The organism is Stenotrophomonas sp. G4 (assembly GCF_003428825.1).
Classification (GTDB): Bacteria; Pseudomonadota; Gammaproteobacteria; order Xanthomonadales; family Xanthomonadaceae; genus Stenotrophomonas; species Stenotrophomonas indicatrix.
Genome location: NZ_CP031741.1, coordinates 3,041,302 through 3,065,055, shown reverse-complemented (window position 1 = coordinate 3,065,055; position 23,754 = coordinate 3,041,302). Strand labels below are relative to the sequence as shown.

At 65.4% G+C, this 23,754-nt stretch carries 18 protein-coding genes, 2 tRNA genes and 1 pseudogene; 18 read left to right on the top strand and 3 right to left on the bottom strand.

What is annotated here, in order from left to right:
• From nuoI to D0Y85_RS14190, 16 genes and pseudogenes are all read left to right on the top strand, one after another.
• Window positions 1-489 (top strand): NADH-quinone oxidoreductase subunit NuoI, encoded by a 489-nt coding sequence (nuoI, locus tag D0Y85_RS14265; protein ID WP_005417924.1) that lies wholly within the window; start codon window positions 1-3, stop codon window positions 487-489.
• A gap of 9 nt (window positions 490-498) precedes the next feature.
• The gene (locus tag D0Y85_RS14260) at window positions 499-1,158 is read left to right on the top strand and encodes an NADH-quinone oxidoreductase subunit J (protein ID WP_049465996.1); all 660 of its coding nucleotides are present in this window, start codon (window positions 499-501) and stop codon (window positions 1,156-1,158) included.
• Window positions 1,155-1,466 (top strand): NADH-quinone oxidoreductase subunit NuoK, encoded by a 312-nt coding sequence (gene nuoK, locus D0Y85_RS14255; protein ID WP_032951897.1) that lies wholly within the window; start codon window positions 1,155-1,157, stop codon window positions 1,464-1,466. Before D0Y85_RS14260 ends, nuoK begins: the two co-directional genes overlap by 4 nt.
• Before the next feature lie 7 nt (window positions 1,467-1,473).
• Window positions 1,474-3,633: an NADH-quinone oxidoreductase subunit L gene (gene nuoL, locus D0Y85_RS14250; protein ID WP_117310915.1), complete on the top strand. Its 2,160-nt coding sequence runs from the start codon at window positions 1,474-1,476 to the stop codon at window positions 3,631-3,633.
• Between the two features lie 23 nt (window positions 3,634-3,656).
• Window positions 3,657-5,165: an NADH-quinone oxidoreductase subunit M gene (locus D0Y85_RS14245; RefSeq protein ID WP_025876221.1), complete on the top strand. Its 1,509-nt coding sequence runs from the start codon at window positions 3,657-3,659 to the stop codon at window positions 5,163-5,165.
• A gap of 36 nt (window positions 5,166-5,201) precedes the next feature.
• Window positions 5,202-6,662: an NADH-quinone oxidoreductase subunit NuoN gene (nuoN, locus tag D0Y85_RS14240; protein ID WP_049466000.1), complete on the top strand. Its 1,461-nt coding sequence runs from the start codon at window positions 5,202-5,204 to the stop codon at window positions 6,660-6,662.
• Between the two features lie 127 nt (window positions 6,663-6,789).
• A tRNA-Met gene (locus tag D0Y85_RS14235) sits at window positions 6,790-6,866 on the top strand.
• Between the two features lie 83 nt (window positions 6,867-6,949).
• Window positions 6,950-7,022, top strand: a tRNA-Met gene (locus D0Y85_RS14230).
• A 404-nt stretch (window positions 7,023-7,426) separates the two neighbouring features.
• The gene (gene rimP / locus D0Y85_RS14225) at window positions 7,427-8,017 is read left to right on the top strand and encodes a ribosome maturation factor RimP (RefSeq protein WP_117310914.1); all 591 of its coding nucleotides are present in this window, start codon (window positions 7,427-7,429) and stop codon (window positions 8,015-8,017) included.
• A gap of 4 nt (window positions 8,018-8,021) precedes the next feature.
• The gene (nusA, locus tag D0Y85_RS14220) at window positions 8,022-9,533 is read left to right on the top strand and encodes a transcription termination factor NusA (RefSeq protein WP_117310913.1); all 1,512 of its coding nucleotides are present in this window, start codon (window positions 8,022-8,024) and stop codon (window positions 9,531-9,533) included.
• A gap of 92 nt (window positions 9,534-9,625) precedes the next feature.
• Window positions 9,626-12,268, top strand: a complete 2,643-nt coding sequence (gene infB, locus D0Y85_RS14215; protein ID WP_117310912.1) for a translation initiation factor IF-2 — start codon at window positions 9,626-9,628, stop codon at window positions 12,266-12,268.
• Window positions 12,269-12,350: 82 nt separating this feature from the next.
• Window positions 12,351-12,734: a 30S ribosome-binding factor RbfA gene (gene rbfA / locus D0Y85_RS14210; RefSeq protein WP_025876229.1), complete on the top strand. Its 384-nt coding sequence runs from the start codon at window positions 12,351-12,353 to the stop codon at window positions 12,732-12,734.
• 109 nt (window positions 12,735-12,843) lie between these two features.
• Window positions 12,844-13,751: pseudogene (gene truB, locus D0Y85_RS14205) on the top strand (tRNA pseudouridine(55) synthase TruB).
• 177 nt (window positions 13,752-13,928) lie between these two features.
• Window positions 13,929-14,189: a 30S ribosomal protein S15 gene (gene rpsO, locus D0Y85_RS14200; RefSeq protein ID WP_005410445.1), complete on the top strand. Its 261-nt coding sequence runs from the start codon at window positions 13,929-13,931 to the stop codon at window positions 14,187-14,189.
• 147 nt (window positions 14,190-14,336) lie between these two features.
• Window positions 14,337-16,445 (top strand): polyribonucleotide nucleotidyltransferase, encoded by a 2,109-nt coding sequence (gene pnp, locus D0Y85_RS14195; RefSeq protein ID WP_093820588.1) that lies wholly within the window; start codon window positions 14,337-14,339, stop codon window positions 16,443-16,445.
• 133 nt (window positions 16,446-16,578) lie between these two features.
• Complete coding sequence (locus D0Y85_RS14190) at window positions 16,579-18,144, top strand: winged helix-turn-helix transcriptional regulator (RefSeq protein WP_117310911.1); 1,566 nt, start codon at window positions 16,579-16,581, stop codon at window positions 18,142-18,144.
• On the opposite strand, the gene D0Y85_RS14185 is transcribed toward D0Y85_RS14190, so the two are convergent.
• Window positions 18,113-19,177 (bottom strand): serine hydrolase, encoded by a 1,065-nt coding sequence (locus D0Y85_RS14185; protein WP_025876243.1) that lies wholly within the window; start codon window positions 19,175-19,177, stop codon window positions 18,113-18,115. The two genes, D0Y85_RS14190 and D0Y85_RS14185, sit on opposite strands and share 32 nt — an antisense overlap.
• A gap of 114 nt (window positions 19,178-19,291) precedes the next feature.
• The gene (locus D0Y85_RS14180; RefSeq protein ID WP_117310910.1) at window positions 19,292-20,275 is read right to left on the bottom strand and encodes a hypothetical protein; all 984 of its coding nucleotides are present in this window, start codon (window positions 20,273-20,275) and stop codon (window positions 19,292-19,294) included.
• Window positions 20,276-20,480: 205 nt separating this feature from the next.
• Here D0Y85_RS14180 and D0Y85_RS14175 point away from each other — a divergent pair, with 205 nt between their 5' ends.
• The gene (locus tag D0Y85_RS14175) at window positions 20,481-21,671 is read left to right on the top strand and encodes a glycoside hydrolase family 18 protein (protein WP_117310909.1); all 1,191 of its coding nucleotides are present in this window, start codon (window positions 20,481-20,483) and stop codon (window positions 21,669-21,671) included.
• 106 nt (window positions 21,672-21,777) lie between these two features.
• Window positions 21,778-22,167, top strand: a complete 390-nt coding sequence (locus D0Y85_RS14170) for a VOC family protein (protein WP_343202876.1) — start codon at window positions 21,778-21,780, stop codon at window positions 22,165-22,167.
• Between the two features lie 25 nt (window positions 22,168-22,192).
• Here the strand turns inward: D0Y85_RS14170 and D0Y85_RS14165 are convergent, their stop codons facing one another.
• Window positions 22,193-23,752, bottom strand: coding sequence for a PepSY-associated TM helix domain-containing protein (locus tag D0Y85_RS14165; RefSeq protein WP_117310907.1), 1,560 nt, complete (start codon window positions 23,750-23,752; stop codon window positions 22,193-22,195).
• Window positions 23,753-23,754 lie beyond the last annotated feature (2 nt).

Sequence of the window (23,754 nt, the reverse complement as noted above, 5' to 3'; positions counted from 1 at the left end):
ATGAACAGGATTACCCATTACTTCAAGAGCCTGCTGCTGCTCGAACTGCTGGCCGGTCTCTGGCTGACGCTGAAGTACAGCTTCAAGCCGAAGTACACGATGATGTACCCGATGGAAAAGTTCCCGCAGTCGCCGCGCTTCCGCGGCCTGCACGCCCTGCGCCGTTATCCCAACGGTGAAGAGCGCTGCATCGCCTGCAAGCTGTGCGAAGCGGTGTGCCCGGCATTGGCCATCACCATCGATTCGGCCAAGCGCGAGGACGGCACCCGCCGTACCACCCGCTACGACATCGATCTGTTCAAGTGCATCTTCTGCGGCTTCTGTGAGGAAAGCTGCCCGGTGGACTCGATCGTCGAGACCCACATCCTCGAGTACCACTTCGAGAATCGTGGCGAAAACATCGTTACCAAGCCGCAGCTGCTGGCCCTGGGCGACCGTCTCGAATCCGAGATCGCCGAGCGTCGTGCCGCCGATGCCGCTTACCGCTGAGGTCGAGAGATGGATTGGGTAAATATCGCTTTCTGGGTCTTCGCCATTGCGGCAACGGTTTCGGCCGGTGCGGTGATCAGCGTGCGCAACCCCGTGCATGCCGTCCTGTGCCTGGTGCTGACCTTCTTCTCCATCGCCTGCGTGTGGCTGCTGGTTGGCGCCGAGTTCCTCGGCGTGGCACTGGTGTTGGTCTACGTGGGTGCGGTGATGGTGTTGTTCCTGTTCGTGGTGATGATGCTCGACATCGATCCGGACAAGCTGCGTGAAGGCTGGGTGCGCTACCTGCCGGTCGGCCTGATCGTGGCCGTGGCGATGCTGGTGCAGATGCTGATCCTGATCGGCGTGAAGGGCAGGACGGTCAACCCGTTCCCGGCCGACAACGCCGCCGCGCTCGCCGCCGACAGTTCCAACGTCACCTGGCTGGCACGCAGCCTGTTCACCGAGTACCTGCTGCCGTTCGAGTTCGCCGCCGTCATCCTGACCGTGGCGGTGGTTGCCGCGGTGATGCTGACCCTGCGCCGCCGTGAGGGCCTGAAGACGCAGAACCCGTCGCAGCAGACCATGGTCAAGGCACACGACCGTCTGCGCATGGTCAAGATGGACGCCGAACAGCCGCAGATCCACAGCAACACCACGCCGGCCGCGGGCGACGAGGAGACCAAGGCATGATCTCGATCACTCTGGGCCACATCCTGGCGCTGGGCGCGGTGCTGTTCTGCATCAGCCTCGCCGGCATCTTCCTCAACCGCAAGAACATCATCGTCCTGCTGATGTCCATCGAGTTGATGCTGTTGTCGGTCAACATCAATTTCGTCGGGTTCTCGCGGGAACTGGGGGACACGGCCGGCCAGCTGTTCGTGTTCTTCATCCTGACCGTGGCTGCTGCCGAGGCCGCCATCGGCCTGGCGATCCTGGTGACCCTGTTCCGTACACGCCGCACGATCAATGTCGGCGAAGTCGATTCGTTGAAGGGCTGATCCACAGATGGAAATCACTCTCTCCAAGAGTCTGTTGATCGCAGTGGTGCTTGCACCGCTGTTCGGCAGCATCATCGCCGGCCTGTTCGGTCGCCAGGTCAAGCGCTTCGGCGCCCAGACCATCACCATCCTCGGTGTCGCCGTTGCCTGCGGCCTGTCGATGCACACGCTCTACCAGCTGCTGTGGGGCGGGGCGCAGCCGTTCAACGAGAACCTTTACACGTTCTTCGAAGTCGGCCAGTACTCGGCCCACGTCGGCTTCATGGTCGACAAGCTGACCGCGATGATGATGGTGGTGGTGACCTTCGTGTCGCTGCTGGTCCACATCTACACGATCGGCTACATGCAGGACGATCCGGGTTACCAGCGGTTCTTCAGCTACATCTCGCTGTTCACCTTCTCGATGCTCACCCTGGTGATGAGCAACAACTTCCTGCAGCTGTTCTTCGGCTGGGAAGCGGTGGGCCTGGTGTCGTACCTGCTGATCGGCTTCTGGTTCAAGCGCCCGACCGCGATCTTCGCCAACATGAAGGCGTTCCTGGTCAACCGCGTCGGCGACTTCGGCTTCCTGCTGGGCATCGCCGGCGTGCTGTGGGTGTTCGGTACCCTGGACTACTCGCAGGTGTTCTCGCAGGCCGGCATGCTCGCCGACCCGCGCGCACAGCTGCAGATCTGGGACGGCACCATGTTCGGCATGCAGCTGCTGAACGAGCCGGTGATCTGGTCGATCGCCACCGTCATCTGCATCGGCCTGTTCATCGGTGCCATGGGCAAGTCGGCCCAGGTTCCGCTGCACGTCTGGCTGCCTGATTCGATGGAAGGCCCGACCCCGATCTCCGCGCTGATCCACGCCGCGACGATGGTGACCGCCGGTATCTTCATGGTCACCCGCATGTCGCCGCTGTTCGAGCTGTCGCAGACCGCGTTGAACTTCATCCTGTTCATCGGTGCCACCACCGCGTTCTTCACCGGCCTGATCGGCATCGTGCAGAACGACATCAAGCGCGTCGTCGCATACTCCACGCTGTCCCAGCTGGGTTACATGACCGTTGCGCTGGGCGTGTCGGCGTACTCCGCTGCCGTGTTCCACCTGATGACCCATGCCTTCTTCAAGGCGCTGCTGTTCCTGGGTGCCGGCTCGGTCATCATCGCGATGCACCACGAGCAGGACATGCGCAAGATGGGCGGCCTGCGCAAGTACATGCCGATTACCTTCATCACCATGTGGATCGGTACCCTGGCGCTGGTCGGTACGCCGTTCTTCTCCGGCTTCTACTCGAAGGACACCATCATCGAGGCCGCCGAGATCCACGCCCACATGCAGAACAGCTGGGTGGCCACCTATGGCTACTGGGCGGTGCTGGGTGGCGTGCTGGTGACCAGTTTCTACAGCTTCCGCCTGCTGTTCCTGACCTTCCACGGCAAGGAACGCTTCCGCGACGCGCATGACGATCACGGTCATGGCCATGACGATCACCACGCCGCAGACGCACACCATGCCGATGCGCATGACGATCACGGCCATGGCCACGGTCCGCATGAGCCACATGAAACGCCGTGGGTGGTGACGCTGCCGCTGATCCTGCTGGCCATCCCGTCGATCGCCATCGGTTTCTTCAGCATCGGCCCGATGCTGCACGGTACCGACTGGGCCGGTCACCACGCCCACGCGGCTATCAAGGGCCAGGTCAACACGTTCTTCACCGGCATCGTCGATTTCTACGATCCGGCCAAGAACACCGTGGCCTTCCTGGGCGAGGAGTTCCATGGTCCGGTGGCGTTCGCGCTGCACGGCATGATGCTGCCGCCGTTCTGGCTGACCCTGGCAGGTTTCCTGCTGGCCGCGTTGTTCTACCTGTGGAAGCCGGACCTGTCGGGCAAGGCACGCAAGACCTTCGCCCCGGTGGTGTCCGTGCTGGAAAACAAGTACGGCTTCGACAAGCTGTGGATCGATGGCTTTGCCGGTGGCAGCGTCAAGCTGGGCAAGGTCTCGCGCTGGATCGACAGCAACATCGTCGACGGCGTGGTCAATCTCTCGGCACGTGTTGTGGACGTCGCAGCCAGCGTGCTGCGCCGTACCCAATCCGGTTTCCTCTATCACTACGCCTTCGCGATGATCATCGGCCTGATTGCCCTCCTGGGCGTGCTGATGCATTACCTGCGTTGATGACCTGTACGGAATAAGAAGACGTGTCGAACTGGCCTCTACTCAGTGTCCTCATCTGGCTGCCGATCCTCGGCGGTGCCCTGATCCTTGCGATCCGTGATGCGCAGACCGCCCGCTGGGCGTCGCTGGGCGTGGCGGTGCTGACCTTCGTGGCGAGTCTGTCGCTGCTGGGCGGCTACAACCCGGGCATCGACGCGCTGCAGTTCGTCGAGACCCACGCCTGGATCCCGACCTACAACATCGGCTACAACCTGGGCGTGGACGGCATCGCCGTAGCGCTGATCCTGCTCACCACGCTGGTCAGCGTGCTCGCCCTGATCGGCGCCTGGAGCGCGATCGACAAGCGCGTGAACCAGTACGTGGCCGCTTTCCTGATCCTGGAAGGTGTCACCGTCGGCATCTTCGCCGCCACGGACGCGATGCTGTTCTACGTGTTCTTCGAGGCGATGCTGATCCCGATGTTCCTGATCATCGGTGTCTGGGGTGGCCCGCGTCGCATCTACGCCGCACTGAAGTTCTTCCTGTACACCTTCCTCGGCTCGGTGCTGATGCTGGTGGCGCTGATCTACCTGTACATGAAGGGCGGCAGCTTCCAGCTGGCCGACCTCTACGCACTGCAGCTGTCGGGCAAGGAACAGACCTGGATCTTCTTCGCCTTCCTGATCGCGTTCGCGGTCAAGGTGCCGATGTTCCCGGTGCACACCTGGCTGCCGGACGCGCACGTGGAAGCTCCGACCGCCGGTTCGGTGATCCTGGCCGCCATCGCACTGAAGATCGGTGGCTACGGCTTCCTGCGCTTCAACCTGCCGATCGTTCCCGATGCCTCGCAGGAATGGGCATGGCTGGTCATCGCGCTGTCGCTGATCGCAGTGATCTACGTCGGCCTGGTCGCCCTGGTGCAGGACGACATGAAGAAGCTGATCGCCTATTCGTCGATCGCGCACATGGGCTTTGTCACCCTGGGTACCTTCATCGCCCTGTGGCTGGTACGTGAAGCCGGCAACGTCGATGCGGCCCGCCTGGGCCTGCAGGGCGCCATGGTGCAGATGATCTCGCACGGCTTCGTGTCCGGCGCGATGTTCTCCTGCGTCGGCGTGCTGTACGACCGCATGCACAGCCGCCGCATCGCCGATTACGGCGGCGTGGTCAACGTGATGCCGTGGTTCGCCACGTTCGCCATGCTGTTCTTCATGGCCAACGCCGGCCTGCCGGGCACCAGCGGTTTCGTCGGTGAATTCATGGTCATCCTGTCGGCGTTCCAGCGGAACCCGTGGATCGCCCTGGGCGCAGCCACCACCCTGATCATCGGTGCGGCCTACACCCTGTGGCTGTACAAGCGCATCTTCTTCGGTGAGGTGGCCAACAGCCACGTCGCCGAACTGAAGGACATCAACGGCCGCGAATGGCTGGTGCTGGGCGTGTTCGCCATCGGCGTACTGGCCCTGGGCATCTACCCCAAGCCGCTGACCGACCTGATGGAGCCCTCGATCGCCAAGCTGGCCATGCAGATCGCCTCCAGCAAGCTGCTCTGACCGGGCCCAACAGCGAATTGATTCCAGGATTTGATAATGACCACCTCGCCGCTGCTGCCACTGACCGCTGCTGACCTGCCACCGCTCGCTCCCGAGCTGGTGCTGATCGGCAGTGCCTTCGCCCTGATGATCCTCGACCTGTTCGTCAGCGAACGGAACAAGATCGTCACCCACCTGTTCTCGGTCGCCGCGCTGGCCGTGGTGCTGTTCATGCTGGCCACCGGCGTGGGCGGGCAGGGGGAGGTCTTCCATGGCATGTTCGTGCGCGATACCGCCGCGGACGTGATGAAGACCGGGATCGTACTGCTCAGCGGCCTGACCCTGATCTACGGTTGGGGCTACCTGCGCGAGCGCAAGCTGTTCCAGGGCGAGATTCCGGTGCTGATCCTGTTCGGCACCGCCGGCATGATGATCCTGGTGTCCGCCGGCAGCCTGCTGATGGTGTACCTGGGCCTGGAACTGCTGGCCCTGTGCTCCTACGCACTGGTTGCCAGCAACCGTGACAACGGCCTGGCCTCGGAAGCGGCGATGAAGTACATCGTCCTCGGTTCGCTGGCCTCGGGCCTGCTGCTGTACGGCATGTCGCTGATCTATGGCGCTACCGGCAGCCTGCACCTGGACGCCATCCAGGCCGCCATCCCGCACTCGGAAGAGCGCGTGCTGCTGGTCACCGGCGCGGTGTTCATGATTGCCGGCGTTGCCTTCAAGCTGGGTGCCGCACCGTTCCACATGTGGCTGCCCGACGTGTACCAGGGTGCCCCGGCGCCGGTCGCGCTGTTCATCAGCTCGGCGCCGAAGCTGGCCGCTTTCGGCATGGCCTACCGCCTGCTGGAAATGGGCGTGGGCCCGCTGTCCACCGAACTGCAGCTGCTGATCGCCGGTCTGGCTGCGGTCTCGCTGGTGATCGGCAACCTGATGGCCATTGCGCAGAGCAACCTCAAGCGCATGCTTGCGTTCTCCACGGTCTCGCATATCGGCTTCCTGCTGATGGGCATCGCCGGCGGCGGTGCGCAGGGCTATGCGGCCGCACTGTTCTACGCCCTGGCTTACGCGATCATGTCGACCGCGGCTTTCGGCGCGATCATCGCGCTGTCGCGCGCCGGCTTCGAGGCCGAGAACATCGAGGACTTCAAGGGCCTGAACGCCCGCAACCCATGGATGGCCGGCCTGGTGCTGTGCATCATGGCGTCGCTGGCAGGCATTCCGCCGTTCCTGGGGTTCTGGACCAAGCTGGCCGTGCTCGGCGCTGCCATCAATGGCGGCCTGCTGTGGCTGGCGATCCTGGGCGTGCTGTGCGCCGTGGTCGGCTGCTTCTACTACCTGCGTGTCATCAAGGTCATGTACTTCGATGAGCCGGTGGGCGAGGCCATGCCGCGCAGCAAGGACCGCGTGCTGGGTGTCGTGCTGGGCGTGAACGCACTGGCGCTGCTTGCGCTGGGCTTGGCCTGGAACCCGATCATGGTCTGGTGCCAGCAGGCATTTGCGCATCTTGCATAAAAGTTGACACAAAGCTGCGCGATTCGTGTAATATGCGCAGCCTGAGTTGTCACTGCAGCGGTTCAGCCAGAACATCGTTGCAGAGAGCCCCCTCGCCAGAGCGGGGCAGCAGTTCAAACACTTCCGGTGCGGGGTGGAGCAGTCTGGCAGCTCGTCGGGCTCATAACCCGAAGGTCGCAGGTTCAAATCCTGCCCCCGCTACCAACACATCGAATCGGCGCCAACCAGTTCGATGAATGAGGAAAAGCTTGCAGGTTCTGAAGTTATCCCTCATAATTCCGCTTCTGATGCGGGGTGGAGCAGTCTGGCAGCTCGTCGGGCTCATAACCCGAAGGTCGCAGGTTCAAATCCTGCCCCGCTACCAAGTAAGGAATGCGCCTTCGAAGTTCTGCTTCGAGGGCGTTTTTCTTTGCGGCTTTCGCCGATCCGCCGGGCATGGCCCGGCGCTACCATCGCGCGGTCACCCGGTAGCGCCGGGCCATGCCCGGCGAGTGCGGCGGAGGGTTTCAGGACGGCCGCAGCCTTGCACCAGAGCGGTGCAGGGGCTATCATCAGCGGCCTAGAAGTACCCCTGACGGCGGCACTCCCCATCGGAGATCCACCCGGAAGGAGGGCCGCAGCACGCTTGTTCAGCGCGTTGCAACCGGAATCCAGTCACCGGAGTCTTTCCGGAAAAGGGGCCCAGCGGGCCCTTCGTCGTTTTCGGGGCGTCATGTTTCCATGCTGGCCACGGCCGGCACCCAACCAAGAGATCAAGGCAGGCTGTGAGCGACAAGGCAACCGACATCGCGAATCTGCTCGCCCCGACCGTTGTGTCGCTGGGCCTGGAGCTGCTGGGCGTTGAGTATCTGCCGGCCCCCGGCGGTGCGACCCTTCGCCTTTACATCGACGTGCCGCTGGCGGAACAGCCGGAGCGCATCATCAATGTGGACGACTGTGAGCGGGTAAGCCGCGAAGTGTCCGCACAGATGGACGTCGAAGACCCGATCAGCGGCAATTACACGCTGGAAGTGTCTTCGCCGGGCGTGGATCGCCCGCTGTTCAACCTGGAGCAGTTCGGTCGTCACCTCGGCGAATCGGCCAAGGTCACCCTGAAGCTGCCGCAGGAAAATCGCCGTCGCCTGCAGGGTCGCATCGAAGCGGTCGACCAGGCGCAGGGCAGCATCACCTTCATCGTCGACAACACCGCTCTGGTGGTGTCGGCCGACAACATCGACAAGGCGCGGATCATGCCTGACTGGGTGGCGCTGGGGCTGGCCCCGAGCAAGCCGACCGGTCCGGCACCGAAGCGTCCGAAGCCGAACAAGAATTCTTCTTCCAACGAGCCGGCGGCAAAGAAGCCGCGCGCGGAGTGAGCCAATGAGCAAGGAACTGTTGCTGGTAGTGGACGCGGTCGCCAACGAGAAGGGCGTGCCGCGTGAAGTGATCTTCGATGCCATCGAGGCCGCCCTGGCCTCGGCAGCGAAGAAGCGCTATCCCGACGAGGAAGTGCTGACCCGCGTGGTCATCGACCACAAGGATGGCAACTACGAAACCTTCCGCCGCTGGGAAGTGGTGGCCGACGACGTAGTGATGGAATCGCCGGATCGCCAGATCCGCCTGATGGACGCCATCGAAGAAGCCGAAGGCGTGGACGTCGGCGATTACATCGAAGAGCAGATCGAGAACCCCGACTTCGGTCGCATCGCCGCCCAGGCCGCCAAGCAGGTGATCGTGCAGCGCGTGCGCGAAGCCGAGCGCCAGCAGGTGGTCGATGCGTGGGCCGATCGCGTCGGTGAGCTGATCACCGGTGTGGTCAAGCGCGCCGAGCGCGGCAACATCTATGTCGACCTGGGCGGTAACGCCGAAGGCTTCATTCCGAAGGACAAGGGCATTCCGCGTGACGTGCTGCGTGCCGGCGACCGCGTCCGCGGCTACCTGGCCGAAGTGCGTTCGGAGCCGCGTGGCCCGCAGCTGTTCATCAGCCGCGCCGCACCGGAATTCATGATCGAGCTGTTCAAGCTGGAAGTGCCGGAAGTCGGCCAGGGCTTGGTGGAAATCAAGGCCTGCGCCCGCGATCCGGGCGACCGCGCCAAGATCGCCGTGCTCGCCCACGACCAGCGCACCGATCCGATCGGCGCCTGCATCGGCATGCGTGGTTCGCGCGTGCAGGCCGTGTCCAACGAGCTCAATGGCGAGCGCGTGGACATCGTCCTGTGGAACGAGAACCCGGCCAACTTCGTCATCAACGCGATGGCGCCGGCCGAAGTGCAGTCGATCATCGTCGATGAAGACAAGCATTCGATGGACCTGGCCGTTGCCGAAGACCGCTTGGCCCAGGCGATCGGCAAGGGTGGCCAGAACGTGCGTCTGGCCAGCCGCCTGACCGGCTGGCAGCTCAACGTCATGACCCAGGACCAGGTGACCGCCAAGTCCGAAGCCGAACAGGCGGCGGCCCGCCAGCTGTTCATGGACAAGCTGGAAGTGGACGAGGAAATCGCTGGCATCCTGGTCAGCGAAGGCTTCGGCACGGTCGAGGAAATCGCATATGTACCGGTCGGCGAACTGCTGGCCGTGGAAGGTTTCGACGAAGACATCGTCGAAGAGCTGCGCGCACGTGCCCGCGATGCGCTGCTCAATGAGGCCCTGGCAGTCGAGGAAGGCCTGGAGGACGGCCAGCCGGCGCAGGACCTGCTGTCCCTGAAGGGCATGGACGAAGCCACCGCATATGCGTTGGCCGGCCACGGCGTGCGTACCAGCGAGGACTTGTCCGACCTGGCCGCCGACGAGGTCATGGACTTCGGCATCGAAGGGCTGGACCAGGAGCGCGCCGCGGCGCTGATCCTGGCTGCGCGTGCCGAGGAAATCGCCCGACTGGAACGCGGCGAATGAGCCGGCAATGAACAGGGCCCTGAGCCGATCAGGGCGTAGAATCCGCGCCACCTCCAGATGCGGGGGGGCGCCCACAAGATCATAGGATCCGAATGTCGCAGCAAACCACCATCCGCAAGCTTGCTGAACTGGTCAATACACCGGTCGAAAAACTGCTGGAACAGCTGGCCGGTGCCGGCATGAAGTTCAGCGGTCCCGACCAGGTCGTGACCAGCTCCGAGAAAGTGAAGCTCCTGGGCTTCCTTCGTCGCTCGCACGGCAAGCCCGAGCAGGCCCCGGAAGAGACTGATCAGTCTGCCAAGAAGATCACCCTCAACCGTCGCAAGCAGCAGGAAGTGACGGTCAATTCCGGTCGCAGCAAGACAACCGTGAACGTGGAAGTGCGCCAGAAGCGTACCTACGTCAAGGCCGATGGTGGTCGCGCGATGACCCCGGACGAAGAGCGTGCCGACATCCTGCGCAAGCTGGAAGAGTCGCGCGCACGCAACCTGGCCGAGCAGCAGGCACTGGCCGAGAAGGATCGCCTGCGTGACGAGGCCATCGTCCGTGCACGCGAGGAAGAAATCGCCGCCAAGGAGCGTGCCGAGGCCGAGAAGAAGGCGGCCGAGGAAGCTGCGGTTGCCGCCAAGGCTGCCGAGGCGCTGGCTGCCAGCCAGCCCAAGGTGCGTGCACCGATCGACGAAACCGCGCCGCGCCCGCCGCGCGCTCCGGCTGCAGCCCCGGCTGCTCCGCGCAGTGCGCCGCCGCGCAGCGACGACCGCAACAACCGCAGCGCGCCGCGCAACGAGCGTGGCCCGGGTGATCGCTTCGCCGGCCAGATGCACCTGTCGGCCGCCGATCGCGCGCGTCGTGGCAACAGCAACAACAGCAACAACCGTGGTCGCCCGGGCAGCCGCCCGACGTCCGGCCGTCGCGACATGTCGCGCGGCGGTGGCAACGCCGGCCCGCATGCCTTCGAGCGGCCGACCGCACCGGTGGTGCGTGAAGTGGCGATCGGCGACACCATCACCGTGGCCGACCTGGCGCAGAAGCTCGCGCTGAAGGGTGGCGAGGTGGTGAAGGCGCTGTTCAAGATGGGCGTGATGGCCACCATCACCCAGTCCATCGACCACGACACCGCGGCCCTGGTCACCGAAGAGCTGGGTCACAAGGCGATCCGTGCCAGCGACAACGACGCCGAAGACGCGCTGCTGGCGTCGGCCGGCGAGAACCAGGGCGAGGCCGTGCAGCGTCCGCCGGTGGTCACCATCATGGGTCATGTCGATCACGGCAAGACCTCGCTGCTGGATTACATCCGTCGCACCAAGGTCGCCACCGGCGAAGCCGGCGGCATCACCCAGCACATCGGTGCGTACCACGTTGAAACGCCGAAGGGCGTCATCAGCTTCCTGGACACCCCGGGCCACGCCGCGTTCACCTCGATGCGTGCCCGCGGTGCCAAGCTGACCGATATCGTGGTGCTGGTCGTGGCTGCCGATGACGGCGTCATGCCGCAGACCAAGGAAGCGATCCAGCACGCCCGTTCGGCGGGTGTGCCGCTGATCGTGGCGATCAACAAGATCGACAAGTCCGGTGCCGACCCGATGCGGGTCAAGAACGAACTGCTCTCCGAGCAGGTCGTGGCCGAAGACTTCGGTGGCGACACCCAGATGGTGGAGATCTCGGCCAAGACCGGCCTGGGCATCGACGATCTGCTGGAAGCTGTTTCGGTCCAGGCTGAACTGCTGGAACTGAAGGCGGTCGACGACGGCCGTGCCAACGGCGTGGTCATCGAATCGTCGCTGGACAAGGGCCGTGGCCCGATCGCGACGGTGCTGGTGCAGCAGGGCCGCCTGAAGAAGGGCGATTACCTGGTGTGCGGCATCCAGTACGGCCGCGTGCGTGCGCTGTTCGACGAAACCGGCAAGCAGCCGGAGTTCGCCGGCCCGTCCATCCCGGTCCAGGTCCTGGGCCTGTCCGGTGTGCCGGAAGCCGGCGACGACTTCGTCGTCGTCGACGACGAACGCCTGGCCAAGGACGTTGCCCAGCAGCGTGAGACCAAGCGCCGCGAATCGCGCCTGGTCGCCACCGCTGGCAGCCGCATGGAAGACATCATGGCAACCCTGGGCAAGGGCGAGGGCCAGCAGGTCCTCAACCTGGTCATCAAGGCCGACGTGCAGGGTTCGGTGCAGGCGTTGAGCCAGGCCCTGGTGGCGCTGTCCAACGACGACATCCGCATCAACGTGATCCACTCCGGCGTGGGCGGCATCACCGAGTCGGACGCCAATTCGGCTGCCGCTTCGAAGGCCACCGTCATCGGCTTCAACGTGCGTGCGGATGCTTCGGCCCGTCGCATCATCGAATCCAACGGCGTGGACCTGCGTTACTTCTCGATCATCTATGACGTGATCGATCAGGTGAAGCAGGTGGCCTCCGGTCTGCTGGGCGTGGAGATCCGCGAAGAGATCATCGGTATCGCCGAGGTCCGCGACGTCTTCCGCAGCTCCAAGCTGGGTGCCGTCGCCGGCAGCATGGTCATCGAGGGTGTGGTCAAGCGCAACAAACCGATCCGCGTCCTGCGCGACAGCGTGGTGATCTTCGAAGGCGAGCTGGAATCGCTGCGCCGCTTCAAGGAAAACGTCGAGGAAGTCCGCAACGGTACCGAATGCGGTATCGCGGTGAAGGCCTACAACGACGTCAAGCCGGGTGACCAGATCGAGTGCTTCGAGCGTATCGAAGTGCCGCGCACCCTGTAATGCTGCAACGGACCGGCCCTCACGGGCCGGTCCTGTTTCAACCCGTAGACTGCACCAACGAAACCCAACAAGAGCCTGCCGCGTGCCCAAGACTTTCCATCGAACCGACCGTGTCTCCGCCCAGCTGCGCCGTGAACTCGGCACCCTGGTGCACAACGCCGTGCGCGAACACGGGTTGCCCTCGGTGAGCGTGTCCGACGTGGAAATCACCCGCGACATGGCCCATGCCAAGGTGTTCGTCACCGCGCTGATGCCGGAACGTTCGGTTGAGGCAGTGAAGGGCCTGAAGGAACTGGCGTGGGGCCTGCGCATGGAGCTGGCCCGCGCGATGAAGCTGCGGCATGTGCCGGAGCTGCATTTCCACTACGACGACTCGGTCGATCGTGGCGAGCGCATCGACAACCTGCTGCGCGACCTGCCAGATACCGTCGCCGCCGAAAAGCGTCGCGAAGGCGACGAAGAATAACCGCGCGACGCCGGGCATGCCCGGCGTTGTTGCATTCCGGCTGCGCGATGTCTGATGCAGACCGCGCTGCGCGCTCGCCGGGCATGGCCCGGCGCTACCCGTACCTGTCATGACCCGAATTCAGTTCCGCCGCCTGGATGGCATCCTGCTGCTCGACAAGCCGACCGGCATGAGCTCCAACGCAGCCCTGCAGGTCGCCCGTCGCCTGTTCCGTGCGGAGAAGGGCGGCCACACCGGCAGCCTCGACCCGCTGGCTACCGGCCTGTTGCCACTGTGCTTCGGCGAGGCGACCAAGATCGCCGGCCTGCTGCTGGGCTCGGCCAAGGCCTACGACGCCGAGATCGTGCTGGGCCAGACCACCGATACCGACGACGCCGAGGGCCAGGTGCTGCTTGAGCGGCCGGTGCCCGTGATCAGCCCCGAGGCCCTGCGGGCGGCGATCGCGCCGCTGCTTGGCGAGATCCTGCAGCGTGCGCCGATCTATTCCGCGCTCAAGCAGGGCGGGGAGCCGCTGTATGTGAAGGCCCGCCGCGGCGACGCCATCGAGGCGCCCGAGCGCCAGGTGATGGTTCACGCCATCGAGATTCTGCAGCAGCAGCCCGAGCGGCTGCGGCTGCGGGTCACCTGCGGCTCGGGCACCTATATCCGCAGTCTGGCCCGTGACCTGGGTGAAACGCTGGGCTGTGGCGCGCACATCAGCGCCCTGCGGCGCCTGTGGGTGGAGCCGTTCCGCGAACCGGCGATGGTCACCCTGGAGCAGCTGAGGGACCTGGTGGACGCGCAGGACGAAGCCGCCATGGACGCGCTGCTGCTGCCGCTGGCGGCGGGCCTGTCCGAGTACCCCGGGTCGACCTGGACGCCGGGCAGACCCAGCGCTTCTGCGTGGGCCAGCGCCAGCGCGACCTCTCCTGGCCGCGCGGCCTGGTGGCGGTGTTTGGCCCTGGATCGGTGGTGCAGGGCCTGGGCCAGGTCGACGACAGCGGTCTGCTGGCCCCGCAGCGCCGCTTCAACCTCTGAACGGGGAGGCCCGGTTCAGCCCCGGACCTTGTTCCAGAAGCCCCTGGCCGTTACAATTCCGCGGCCGTTTTACGGCAGCCTGCCGCAGGCGGGTTTCATCCATTTGTTGGTTCACGGCGAGCCAGGCGGTGCGCGAAAGCGCGTTCCTGCCGGCCACGCATCACAGAGAAAAAAGACATGTCGATCGACACCCAGAAGGTCATTGAAGACAACAAGCGCAGCTCGGCTGACACCGGCTCTCCGGAAGTCCAGGTTGCACTGCTGACCGCCCGCATCGAACTGCTGACCGGCCACTTCAAGACCCACAAGAAGGATCACCACAGCCGCCGCGGCCTGCTGCAGATGGTCAACCGCCGCCGCAGCCTGCTCGACTACCTGAAGAAGAAGGACGTCGAGCGTTACAAGGCCCTGATCGAGAAGCTTGGCCTGCGTCGCTAAGCAACGAATCCCCCGCGGCGCAGCGATGCGCCGCGGTTTTGTTTTGTAGCACCGCAATACCTTTTTCAGACCGGAACGACCGGTCATCCGTTGGCGGCAAGGGTCGCCCACGGTCCATTCGCAGACAGCATCCCAAGGACACCATCCGTGGCAAAAATCACCAAAACCTTCCAGTACGGCAAGCACACCGTCACGCTTGAGACTGGCGAAATCGCCCGTCAGGCCGGTGGCGCCGTCATCGTCAAGTTCGACGACACCGTGCTGCTGGTCTCCGCCGTTGCCGCCAAGAGCGCGCGTGAGGGCCAGGACTTCTTCCCGCTGACCGTCGATTATCAGGAGAAGTTCTACGCCGGTGGCCGTATCCCGGGTGGCTTCTTCAAGCGCGAAGGCCGCGCGACCGAGAAGGAAACCCTGATCTCGCGTCTGATCGACCGTCCGATCCGTCCGCTGTTCCCGGAAGACTACAAGAACGAAGTCCAGATCATCGCCACGGTGATGTCGCTGAACCCGGACATCGACGGTGACATTCCGGCCCTGATCGGCGCTTCGGCCGCCCTGTCGCTGGCCGGCACCCCGTTCATGGGCCCGATCGGCGCGGCCAAGGTCGGTTACAAGGATGGCCAGTACATCCTCAACCCGACCGTGACCGAGCTGAAGGATTCGCAGCTGGAGCTGGTCGTCGCCGGTACCTCCAACGCCGTGCTGATGGTGGAATCGGAAGCCGCGCTGCTGTCCGAAGAAGTGATGCTGGGCGCTGTGACCTTCGGTCACCGCGAGATGCAGAAGGTCATCAACGCCATCAACGAGCTGACCGTCGAAGCCGGCACCAAGCCGTCGACCTGGGAAGCCCCGGCCAAGAACGAAGCGCTGATCAGCGCCCTGAAGGAAGCCATCGGCCCGCGTCTGGGTGAAGCCTTCCAGGTGCGTGACAAGCTGCAGCGTCGCGATGCCATCTCCGCGATCAAGAAGGACGTGCTGGAGACCCTGGCTGGCCGCGTCGCCGCCGAGGGCTGGAACCCGGCCGAGCTGTCGAAGGAGTTCGGCGAACTGGAATACAGCACCATGCGCAACTCGGTGCTGGACACCAAGGTCCGCATCGACGGCCGTGCGCTGGACACCGTCCGCCCGATCGCCGTCAAGACCAGCGTGCTGCCGCGTACCCACGGTTCCTCGCTGTTCACCCGTGGCGAGACCCAGGCCATCGTGACCATCACCTTGGGCACTGCCCGTGACGGCCAGGTCATCGATGCCGTGTCCGGTGAGTACAAGGAAAACTTCCTGTTCCATTACAACTTCCCCCCCTACTCGGTGGGTGAGTGCGGCCGCATGATGGGCCCGAAGCGTCGCGAGATCGGCCACGGCCGTCTGGCCAAGCGCGGCGTGCTGGCAGTGATGCCGTCGCTGGAATCCTTCCCGTACACCATCCGCGTCGTCTCGGAAATCACCGAGTCGAACGGTTCCTCGTCGATGGCGTCGGTCTGCGGCTCGTCGCTGGCCCTGATGGACGCCGGCGTGCCGGTGAAGGCTCCGGTGGCGGGCATCGCCATGGGCCTGGTCAAGGAAGGCGATCGCTTCGTCGTCCTGTCCGACATCCTGGGTGACGAAGATCACCTGGGCGACATGGACTTCAAGGTTGCCGGTACCGCTGAGGGCATCTCCGCCCTGCAGATGGACATCAAGATCGAAGGTATCACCGAAGAGATCATGAAGCAGGCTCTGCAGCAGGCCAAGGCCGGCCGTCTGCACATCCTGGGCGAAATGGCCCACGGCCTGACCGCCCCGCGTGAGGAGCTGTCGGACTACGCGCCGCGCCTGCTGACCATCAAGATCCATCCGGACAAGATCCGCGAAGTGATCGGCAAGGGTGGTTCGACCATCCAGGCCATCACCAAGGAAACCGGCACCCAGATCGACATCCAGGATGACGGCACCATCGTCATCGCTTCGGTCAATGCCATCGCGGCCCAGGCCGCCAAGGCCCGCATCGAGCAGATCACCTCGGACGTCGAGCCGGGCCGCATCTACGAAGGCAAGGTCGCCAAGATCATGGACTTCGGTGCCTTCGTCACCATCCTGCCGGGCAAGGACGGCCTGGTCCACGTGTCGCAGATCTCCAGCGACCGCGTCGAGAAGGTCGGCGACGTGCTGAAGGAAGGCGATGTGGTCAAGGTCAAGGTGCTGGAAGTCGACAAGCAGGGCCGTATCCGCCTGTCGATGAAGGCCGTCGAGGAAGGCGAAGGCGCCACCGCCGAGTAATCGACCGCAGGTCGATGACGGTAGGTGTCAACCTTGGTTGACACGCCAGAATGAAAAAGCGGGCTTCGGCCCGCTTTTTCTTTGCCTGTCGTCCGGCGCTGCCTACGTCGTACCGCAGCGCTATGCTTCCCCCATGGACACCCTGCACCTGCTTGATCTGCAGATCGACCGCCCCGCGCAGCGGGTCAGCCGCGCCGGCGACGTGTTGCCGATCCAGGGGCTGAGCTGGCGCCTGTTCGACGTGCTGCTGGCACACGGCAACGACGTTGTCGACTTCGACACGCTGGCTGCACAGGTGTGGGCACCTGCAGTGGTTGGCGAGGATGCGATCAGCCAGCGGGTCAAGCTGTTGCGGCAGGCGCTGGGTGATGACAGCCGACGCCCGCGCTACATCCGTTCGGTACGCGGGCGTGGCTATCAGTTGTGTGCAGTGCCGACCACCGCACCGCCGGCAGCGGCGTTGCCCGCTGCCGCGCACCGGAAGAAGTGGCCATGGCTTGCCGGCGCCGGTGTCGTCGTTCTCGCCGCTGCCGCCTCGTTCTGGCCGCGCACGCCGGCGGCCGGTGGCCCGCTGCCGTTGCTGCAGCGCGCCGACTATTACGCCAGCATCGGCCAGGCCAGCAACAACGAGCGCGCCATCGCCCTGTACCGGCAGGCATTGCAGGTGGACCCTGATTCCAGTCCGGCGCGCCGCGGCCTGTCACGAGCGTTGTCCGCGCAGGGCTGTCTGTTCAATGGATCGCCCGAGCAGGTCCGGGAAGGGCTGGCGCTGGCCAACATCGAACGTGAACTCGCGCCGCAGGAGGGTGCTGTGTACGCGCTTCGAGGTTATGCCTACGACTGCCTCGGGCAGATGCCGCAGGCCATTTCCGAATACGAGCGGGCGATCGCGCTGGATCCGGGCGACGAGCGCACCCGTGCCTCGCTCGCATACCTGCACCAGGAGCGCGGCCACCTTGCCCTGGCCCTGCGTGCCAATCTTGCATTGACGGCGCCCGAGCGCCTGCGCTTCCGTGATGTGCAGGTGGCGCGCGAACTGGAGCTGCTCGGTTTCACTCACGCGGCCGCGCAGCGCCACGCGCGTAATTTCCAGCTGTATCCGGACAACGTCTTCGCCAACATCGCCTGGCCGCGCAGTCTGTTCGCGGCAGGTGACCCGGGCCGGGCGAGGCAGGCGTTGACCGAGGCGCTGGCACGCGGCACGCCACATCCGCAGTTGCTGCGGCTGCAGGGCGAACTGGCGCTGCTGGCGGGCGATCACGCCGGTGCTGCCGATGCCTTCGAGCGCGGGCGGCAGCTGCGTCCACAGCAATCGCTCGGTCAATCGCTGGCGGCCTTGTACGCGCAGCCCGCGGCATCGCCGGAGTGGGTGGCTTCGCGTCTTGCAATGTTGCAGGCGCAGCGCGGCGACGGTTGGTCCGATGCCGCGCTTGAGCGGGCCCTGCTGCTGCAGGCGCAAGGCGACCCGGAGGCTGCCGTCACCGCGCTGCAACAGGCGGTCGATGATGGCTTCCGCGATGCGGCGTGGTTGCGCTCCACGCCGCTGTTTGCGTCCCTGCACGAAGCGCGCGGCTGGGCGCCGCTGCTGGCGCGCATCGATGCCGATATCGGCCGCCAGCGTGCGCAGGTGCTGGCGGCCGACTGGCGTCCCGCCGGGCTGGCCGACCTCAGCGCAGCGCCGGCAGCAGGAATTCGGTGAGAATGCGGCGCGACTGCGGGTGAGCGATGCTGCGGTTGTAGGCCTGGCTGGTCACCACCGCGACAGCGCGCTGTTGCGGCAGCAGGAACACGTAGTTGCCGCCGTTGCCGGACATCGCCCATACGGTCTGTGGCTGGCCACCGACAGTCAGTTTCAGGCCCCACCATTGATAGCCGTAATCGCTGCCGTCGCCGGCCGTTGCCTGCGGTGACAGCATCGCGGCGACGTAGTCGCGTGGAACCAGCTGGCGCCCCTGCCAACGACCGCCATCAAGCACGAGCTGGCCGAGGCGGGCCAGGTCCCGGCTGCGGTAGCGTGTGCCGCCTCCGCCCATGCCGATGCCCTCGGGGGAACGGTTCCACTGGCTGTGGGTGATGCCCAGTGGTCGTTCCAGTGCATGGGCTGCGTAATCGGCCAGCGGTTGTCCGGTCGCACGTTCCAGTACCGCGCCGAGCACGAACGAGTTGGCGGTGCAGTAGGCAAACGCGCGCCCGTGAGGACTGTCCTCCGGGCGCGCCATCCAGGGCGCGAAGCCCTTCACCGGCAGCGCCAGGGCGAAATCGAGCCAGCGCTCGCCGACGTACATGCGCTCCTCGTGGCCGGCCGAGAACGGGTTCTCGTCGTCGCACTCCCACAGCGTGCTCATCGCCAGCAGATCCTCCACCGTCGTGCCACGCAGGCGGGGGTCCACGTCGTGGTGGGCGACGAAGGCCGGGAAGTAGTCGTACACCTTCGCGCGAACGCCCGGCAGCCGGCCGTCGCCGATCGCTGCGCCGACCAGCAGGGCGGTCACGCTTTTGCTGGCCGAGCGCACGTCGTGCAGGGTCTGCGCATCGGCACCGTTGAAATAGCCCTCGTATACGACCTGTCCATCAACCTGCAGCAGCACGCTGCGGATCTGTTTCAGCTCATCGCTGGCAATGGCCTGCTCCAGCGCGCGCATGCGGCCGGGATCAGGGTGGGCAGGGCCTGCGATGCAGGGGAGGGCGTACAGGCACAGCAGCAGGGTGGACACAGGCAGGGGCGAACGCATGATCGGACTCCATCGAAAGGAGTGCCGATTCGGCCAGAGGGCTGGCTGAAGTGCTGGAAGGACGCCTGAAGAATTCTGAAAGCCTTGTGCCACAAGGGCTGCAGCGCCCTGCCGTCATGCGTCCGCTCGTTCGTGACCCAGCCACCACACCTGGCCCGGCTGCGGATCCTGCTGCGGGTGCTCACGGTGTTCGATCGCATCGAGCGTGCGCCCGGTGCCTGCCGCGGCCCAGGCTGACATCAGTTTTTCGACCGCAGCGCGGCCCTGTGCGGCAATACCGAGATTGCGCTCGCGCACCCAGCCGTCGTCATCCTCGTGGCTGTCGTCATCGTGCTGGTGCGGTGCCCCATAGCTGCAGCGCAGGCACAGGTGACGTACCGAATGGGTCCAGTCTTCGACCAGGCCGATGCCGGGCAACGTCATTGCGCGCAGCGCGGCGATGTCGTCCGGCGAACCGCATTGCACGAACACGGCGTAGGTCGCCATGTCCGACTGCTGCAGGCGCTGCATGGCATTGAACACCGGTACTTCGCGCTCGCCGTAGGTCCGGCGCCCGGTGGAGGCACCGTCGTGCAGCACGATGTCGCCGAAGCGGAACCCGCTCTCCGCAAGCGGCACGTTTTCCAGCCGCGCGCGTACCGGATCGAGCCGGCGCATGTACACGGTCTCGCCGCTGGACCACGGATTCAGGCGAACACAGGCAACGCCGAAATTGCCGTTGATCGGGCCTTCGCCCTCGGGGAGGGTGATGCCGCAGCGGGTCCATTGCCGGCGCGCCTCGGCCCAGTCGCCGGCGCCGGTGGCGGCAATTCCCGCATTCCACGCGGTCGCCTCATCGACTTCATCGCGCAGCTGCTCGGAGCGGAGATTGTCCTGCAGCGACAACGCCCACTCGCGCAGGTACTTGTGTGCCAGCCCGCGCATGTAGTGCAGGTGGGGGATGTCCGGTGTCCATTCGACGAGCTGGCCGAACAGGATTGCTGCGTCAGCCAGGTCGCCCGCATCAAAGGCCGCATAGGCGCGGGCCTCCAGCGCCTGCAGCTTTTCGAGGGTTTCGTCGTCCAGCAGTTCGCCGTCTGCGTCGTGGTCTGCGGTCATGTCCGTGTGCCAGTGAAGATCCAGCGCCACCTTAGCTCAGGCAGGTCGTGTGTTGTCCTGCAGCGAAGTGCTTTCGACGTTGTGCAGCCACGACCGTGTCAGCTTCCAGCGGCACGCCACTGTCCAGCGGACGACATGCACGGACATCCGCACCACGGGCCGATCTGTTTGCTAACGTGGCGGCGCCTTCGACCCGGGAGTTTCCATGTTCCGCCAGACCTTGGCCGTACTTGCAGTGCTGATCGCCGGCGCCCTGCCCATTGCCGCGCAGGCGCAACCGGCGCAACCGCCGATCTTCGGTGCGTACTATCCCGGCGGTTCCGCCGAGCGCTATCCGGTATCGAGCATCCCGGCCGAACGACTCACCCATCTGTTCTATGCGTTTTCCACCATCGAGGACGGACGCTGTGCGATCGGTGCCGAGGCGCCAGCCAACTTCGCCGCATTGGCCGAGCTCAAGCGCAGGCATCCGCATCTGCGCACGTTGATTTCGATCGGGGGCTGGGGCGCGGGCGGATTCTCCGATGCGGCGCTGACCGAGGCCAGCCGCAGGCGCCTGGTCGATTCGTGCATGGCGTTGTTCTTCGAGCGCCATGCCGGCAGCTTCGATGGCGTGGACATCGACTGGGAGTTCCCCGTCAGCGGTGGCCCGAAGGAACTGGCGCACCGGCCGCAGGACCGTGCCAACCTGACCAAGCTTGCGCAGGCATTCCGGCTGGCGCTGGATGCCCGCGGCAGAAAGGCGGGGCAGCCGATGCTGCTGACCGCCGCGCTGGCCGCTGGCCGTCTGCAGACCGATGGGCCATACGACCCTGCCGCCAGCTACGATCTGCCGGCGTTGGCCAAGGTGTTCGATTTCATCAACCTGATGAGCTACGACATGGGCACCGGCTTCTCGGCGGTGTCGACCTTCAATGCACCGCTGCATGAAGTGCCTGCCGACCCGCTGGCGCCGGAACTGCGGCGCTGGAACAACGTGGCCGGTGCCGTGCAGTACTACCGCGAGCATGGCGTGCCAGCGGGCAAGCTGGTGCTGGGCGTGCCGTTCTACGGGCGCGGCTTCAAGGTCACCGGCGAGTCGGCGGACGGCCTGTACCAGGCCTACAGCGCGCCGGCCGATGCCGGTGACTGGCGGGTGATCAAGGCGCGCTATCTCGACCAGCCGGGTTGGACGAAGCATTGGCAGCCGCAGGCGCAGAGCCCGTGGCTGTACAACCCGGCGCAGAAGATCTTCATCAGTTACGAGGATCCGCGCTCCATCGGCCTGCGTGCGCAGTTCGCGCGCGAGCAGGGCCTGGCCGGTGTCTTCATGTGGGAGCTGACCGGTGACGACGAGCAGGCCAGCCTGCTCAACGCCATGCTCGCTCCGTGGCAGAAGGCCCGCGTCGGCGACTGACCGGTTCGACATCTCCGGACCGGGGCTGGTACGGCGGTGACGGGCAAACGCTGTGGCCTGAAACCGCACATCGGCGCCATGCACGCAGCGCTAAGCTGCGTGCATGATCATCATCGACCGCCTGGACCATCTGGTGCTTACCGTTGCCGACATCGAGCGCAGCTGCGACTTCTACCAGCGCGTGCTGGGCATGCAGGTCGTGCGCTTCGGCGCCGGCCGCGTCGCCCTGCAGTTCGGCCAGCAGAAGATCAACCTGCACCCGGCCAGCGCGCCGTTGCAGCCCCACGCGCTGCTGCCGACCCGTGGCAGCGCCGATCTGTGCCTGATCACCCCGCTGGGCGTACAGGCGGTGCTGGCCCACCTGCAGGCCCAGCAGGTGACGATTGAAGAAGGACCGGTGCCGCGTACCGGAGCGCTTGGGCCGATCGAGTCGGTGTACTTCCGTGATCCGGATGGGAATCTGATCGAAGTGGCCCGCTACGTGGAAGCCGTGTAAACCCGCGTGCTGCGAGCGGGCCCGGTCAGTTCGCCCACACGCTGTTGGGGGCACCGTTGCGGGCCCGCCGCTGGCTCGCATACGCCAGACGGGCAAAGCCAAAGGCCATCGCCAGTGCCATCGCATCGATCCAGAACAACGGCCAGTGGCCGCGTGCGGCGGCCAACCACAGCCAGTCACCGTTGAGGGCGCCGTGCGCCACCGGCACCAGCGCGGTGCTGATCGCCGCAGCCCACAGCAGTTCGCGCGCCGCCTGTGCCGGGCGGCGCAGGGCTGCCCACAGCGCACACGCCGCCCAGGTCACGAAGCAGGCCCAGCGGATGCCGTGGTCGACCTGGGCAGGCGCTACCCGCTCCAGCACCAGCGCGGCAACGAAGGCCACCGAGATCGCCACACACAGGCCGATGCAGACGCCCACCGTGGCCCGCGCCATGTTGACGGCCGCGCGCGACTGCTGCGGCTGACGGCGCTTGCGGCGCGATTCGATCCACAGCAGGTTGCCCGAATAGAACAGGAAGGCGCCGCCGAGGCCCAGCAGGAAGTACAGCCAGACCACCACGCCGTTGCCGAATTCGCCGAAATGCAGGGCATAGGCGGCACTGAGCGTGGCGTGATTGGCATCGCGCTGGCCGGGCAGCTGGCTGGCCAGCACGCGGCCGCTCTCGACATCCAGCGCAACAGCGCCGAGCGGGCCGAGGGTGCCGCTGGCCTCGCCGGTGATCTCGATGGTCGCGTTGGCATCACCGCCATTGGCCAGCTTCAGGTACGCCGGTTCGAAGTTGGCCACGCCCTGAGCGCGCGCCACGTCCAATGCCCGTGCATGCAGTTCGCGCAGGCTGCCCGGTGCAGCAGGGATGCCACTGGCTTCGCGCAGCGGCGCGGTGTCCATCGCCGTCGGTACCGCCTGCAGCACCTTGCCGTCGTAGATCAGGGGATCGAGTACCGCCATCTGCATGAACACCAGGCAGAGCAGGGCGCCGGTCACCGCGAACATCAGGTGGAACGGCAGGCTGAGCACGCCGATCACGTTGTGCGCGTCCTGCCACTGCTGCTTGAGATTGCGGCCCGGGCGCAGCGCGAACAGATCGCCCAGCAGCTTGGGCAGGTGGATCACCAGCCCGCTGAGCAGGGCCATGCCGTACAGCAGGCTGACGATGCCCATCACGTAGACGCCGGCCACCGGCAGGCCCAGGCTGTAATGCAGTTCGTTGACCAGTTCGGCCAAGCCCGTCTGCGGTGGCGTCGGGCTGCCGCCGGTCTGTCCCGGCCATGCATAGCGCCAGCTGCCGTCTTCGGCCTGCCAGTAGGCCAGCGGCTGCGGATGATCGGCGCCCGGGAAGGTCATGCCGACGTGGCGTCGCGCTTCCGCATGCGTGGCCAGCACATCGTCGAGCAGGTACTGGGCGTCATCCAGGCCGGCCGGCAAGGCGGTTGCCGCGCCAGGCGTCTGCCACAGCGGGAGGTCATGGTGGAACAGGGTCAGTGCGCCGGCATAGAACGCCACGAACAGCCCGAAGCCGGCGACCAGGCCGACCCAGGTGTGCAGGGTGGTGAACGTGCGCAGGGTCTGTGAACTGAATTTCATGC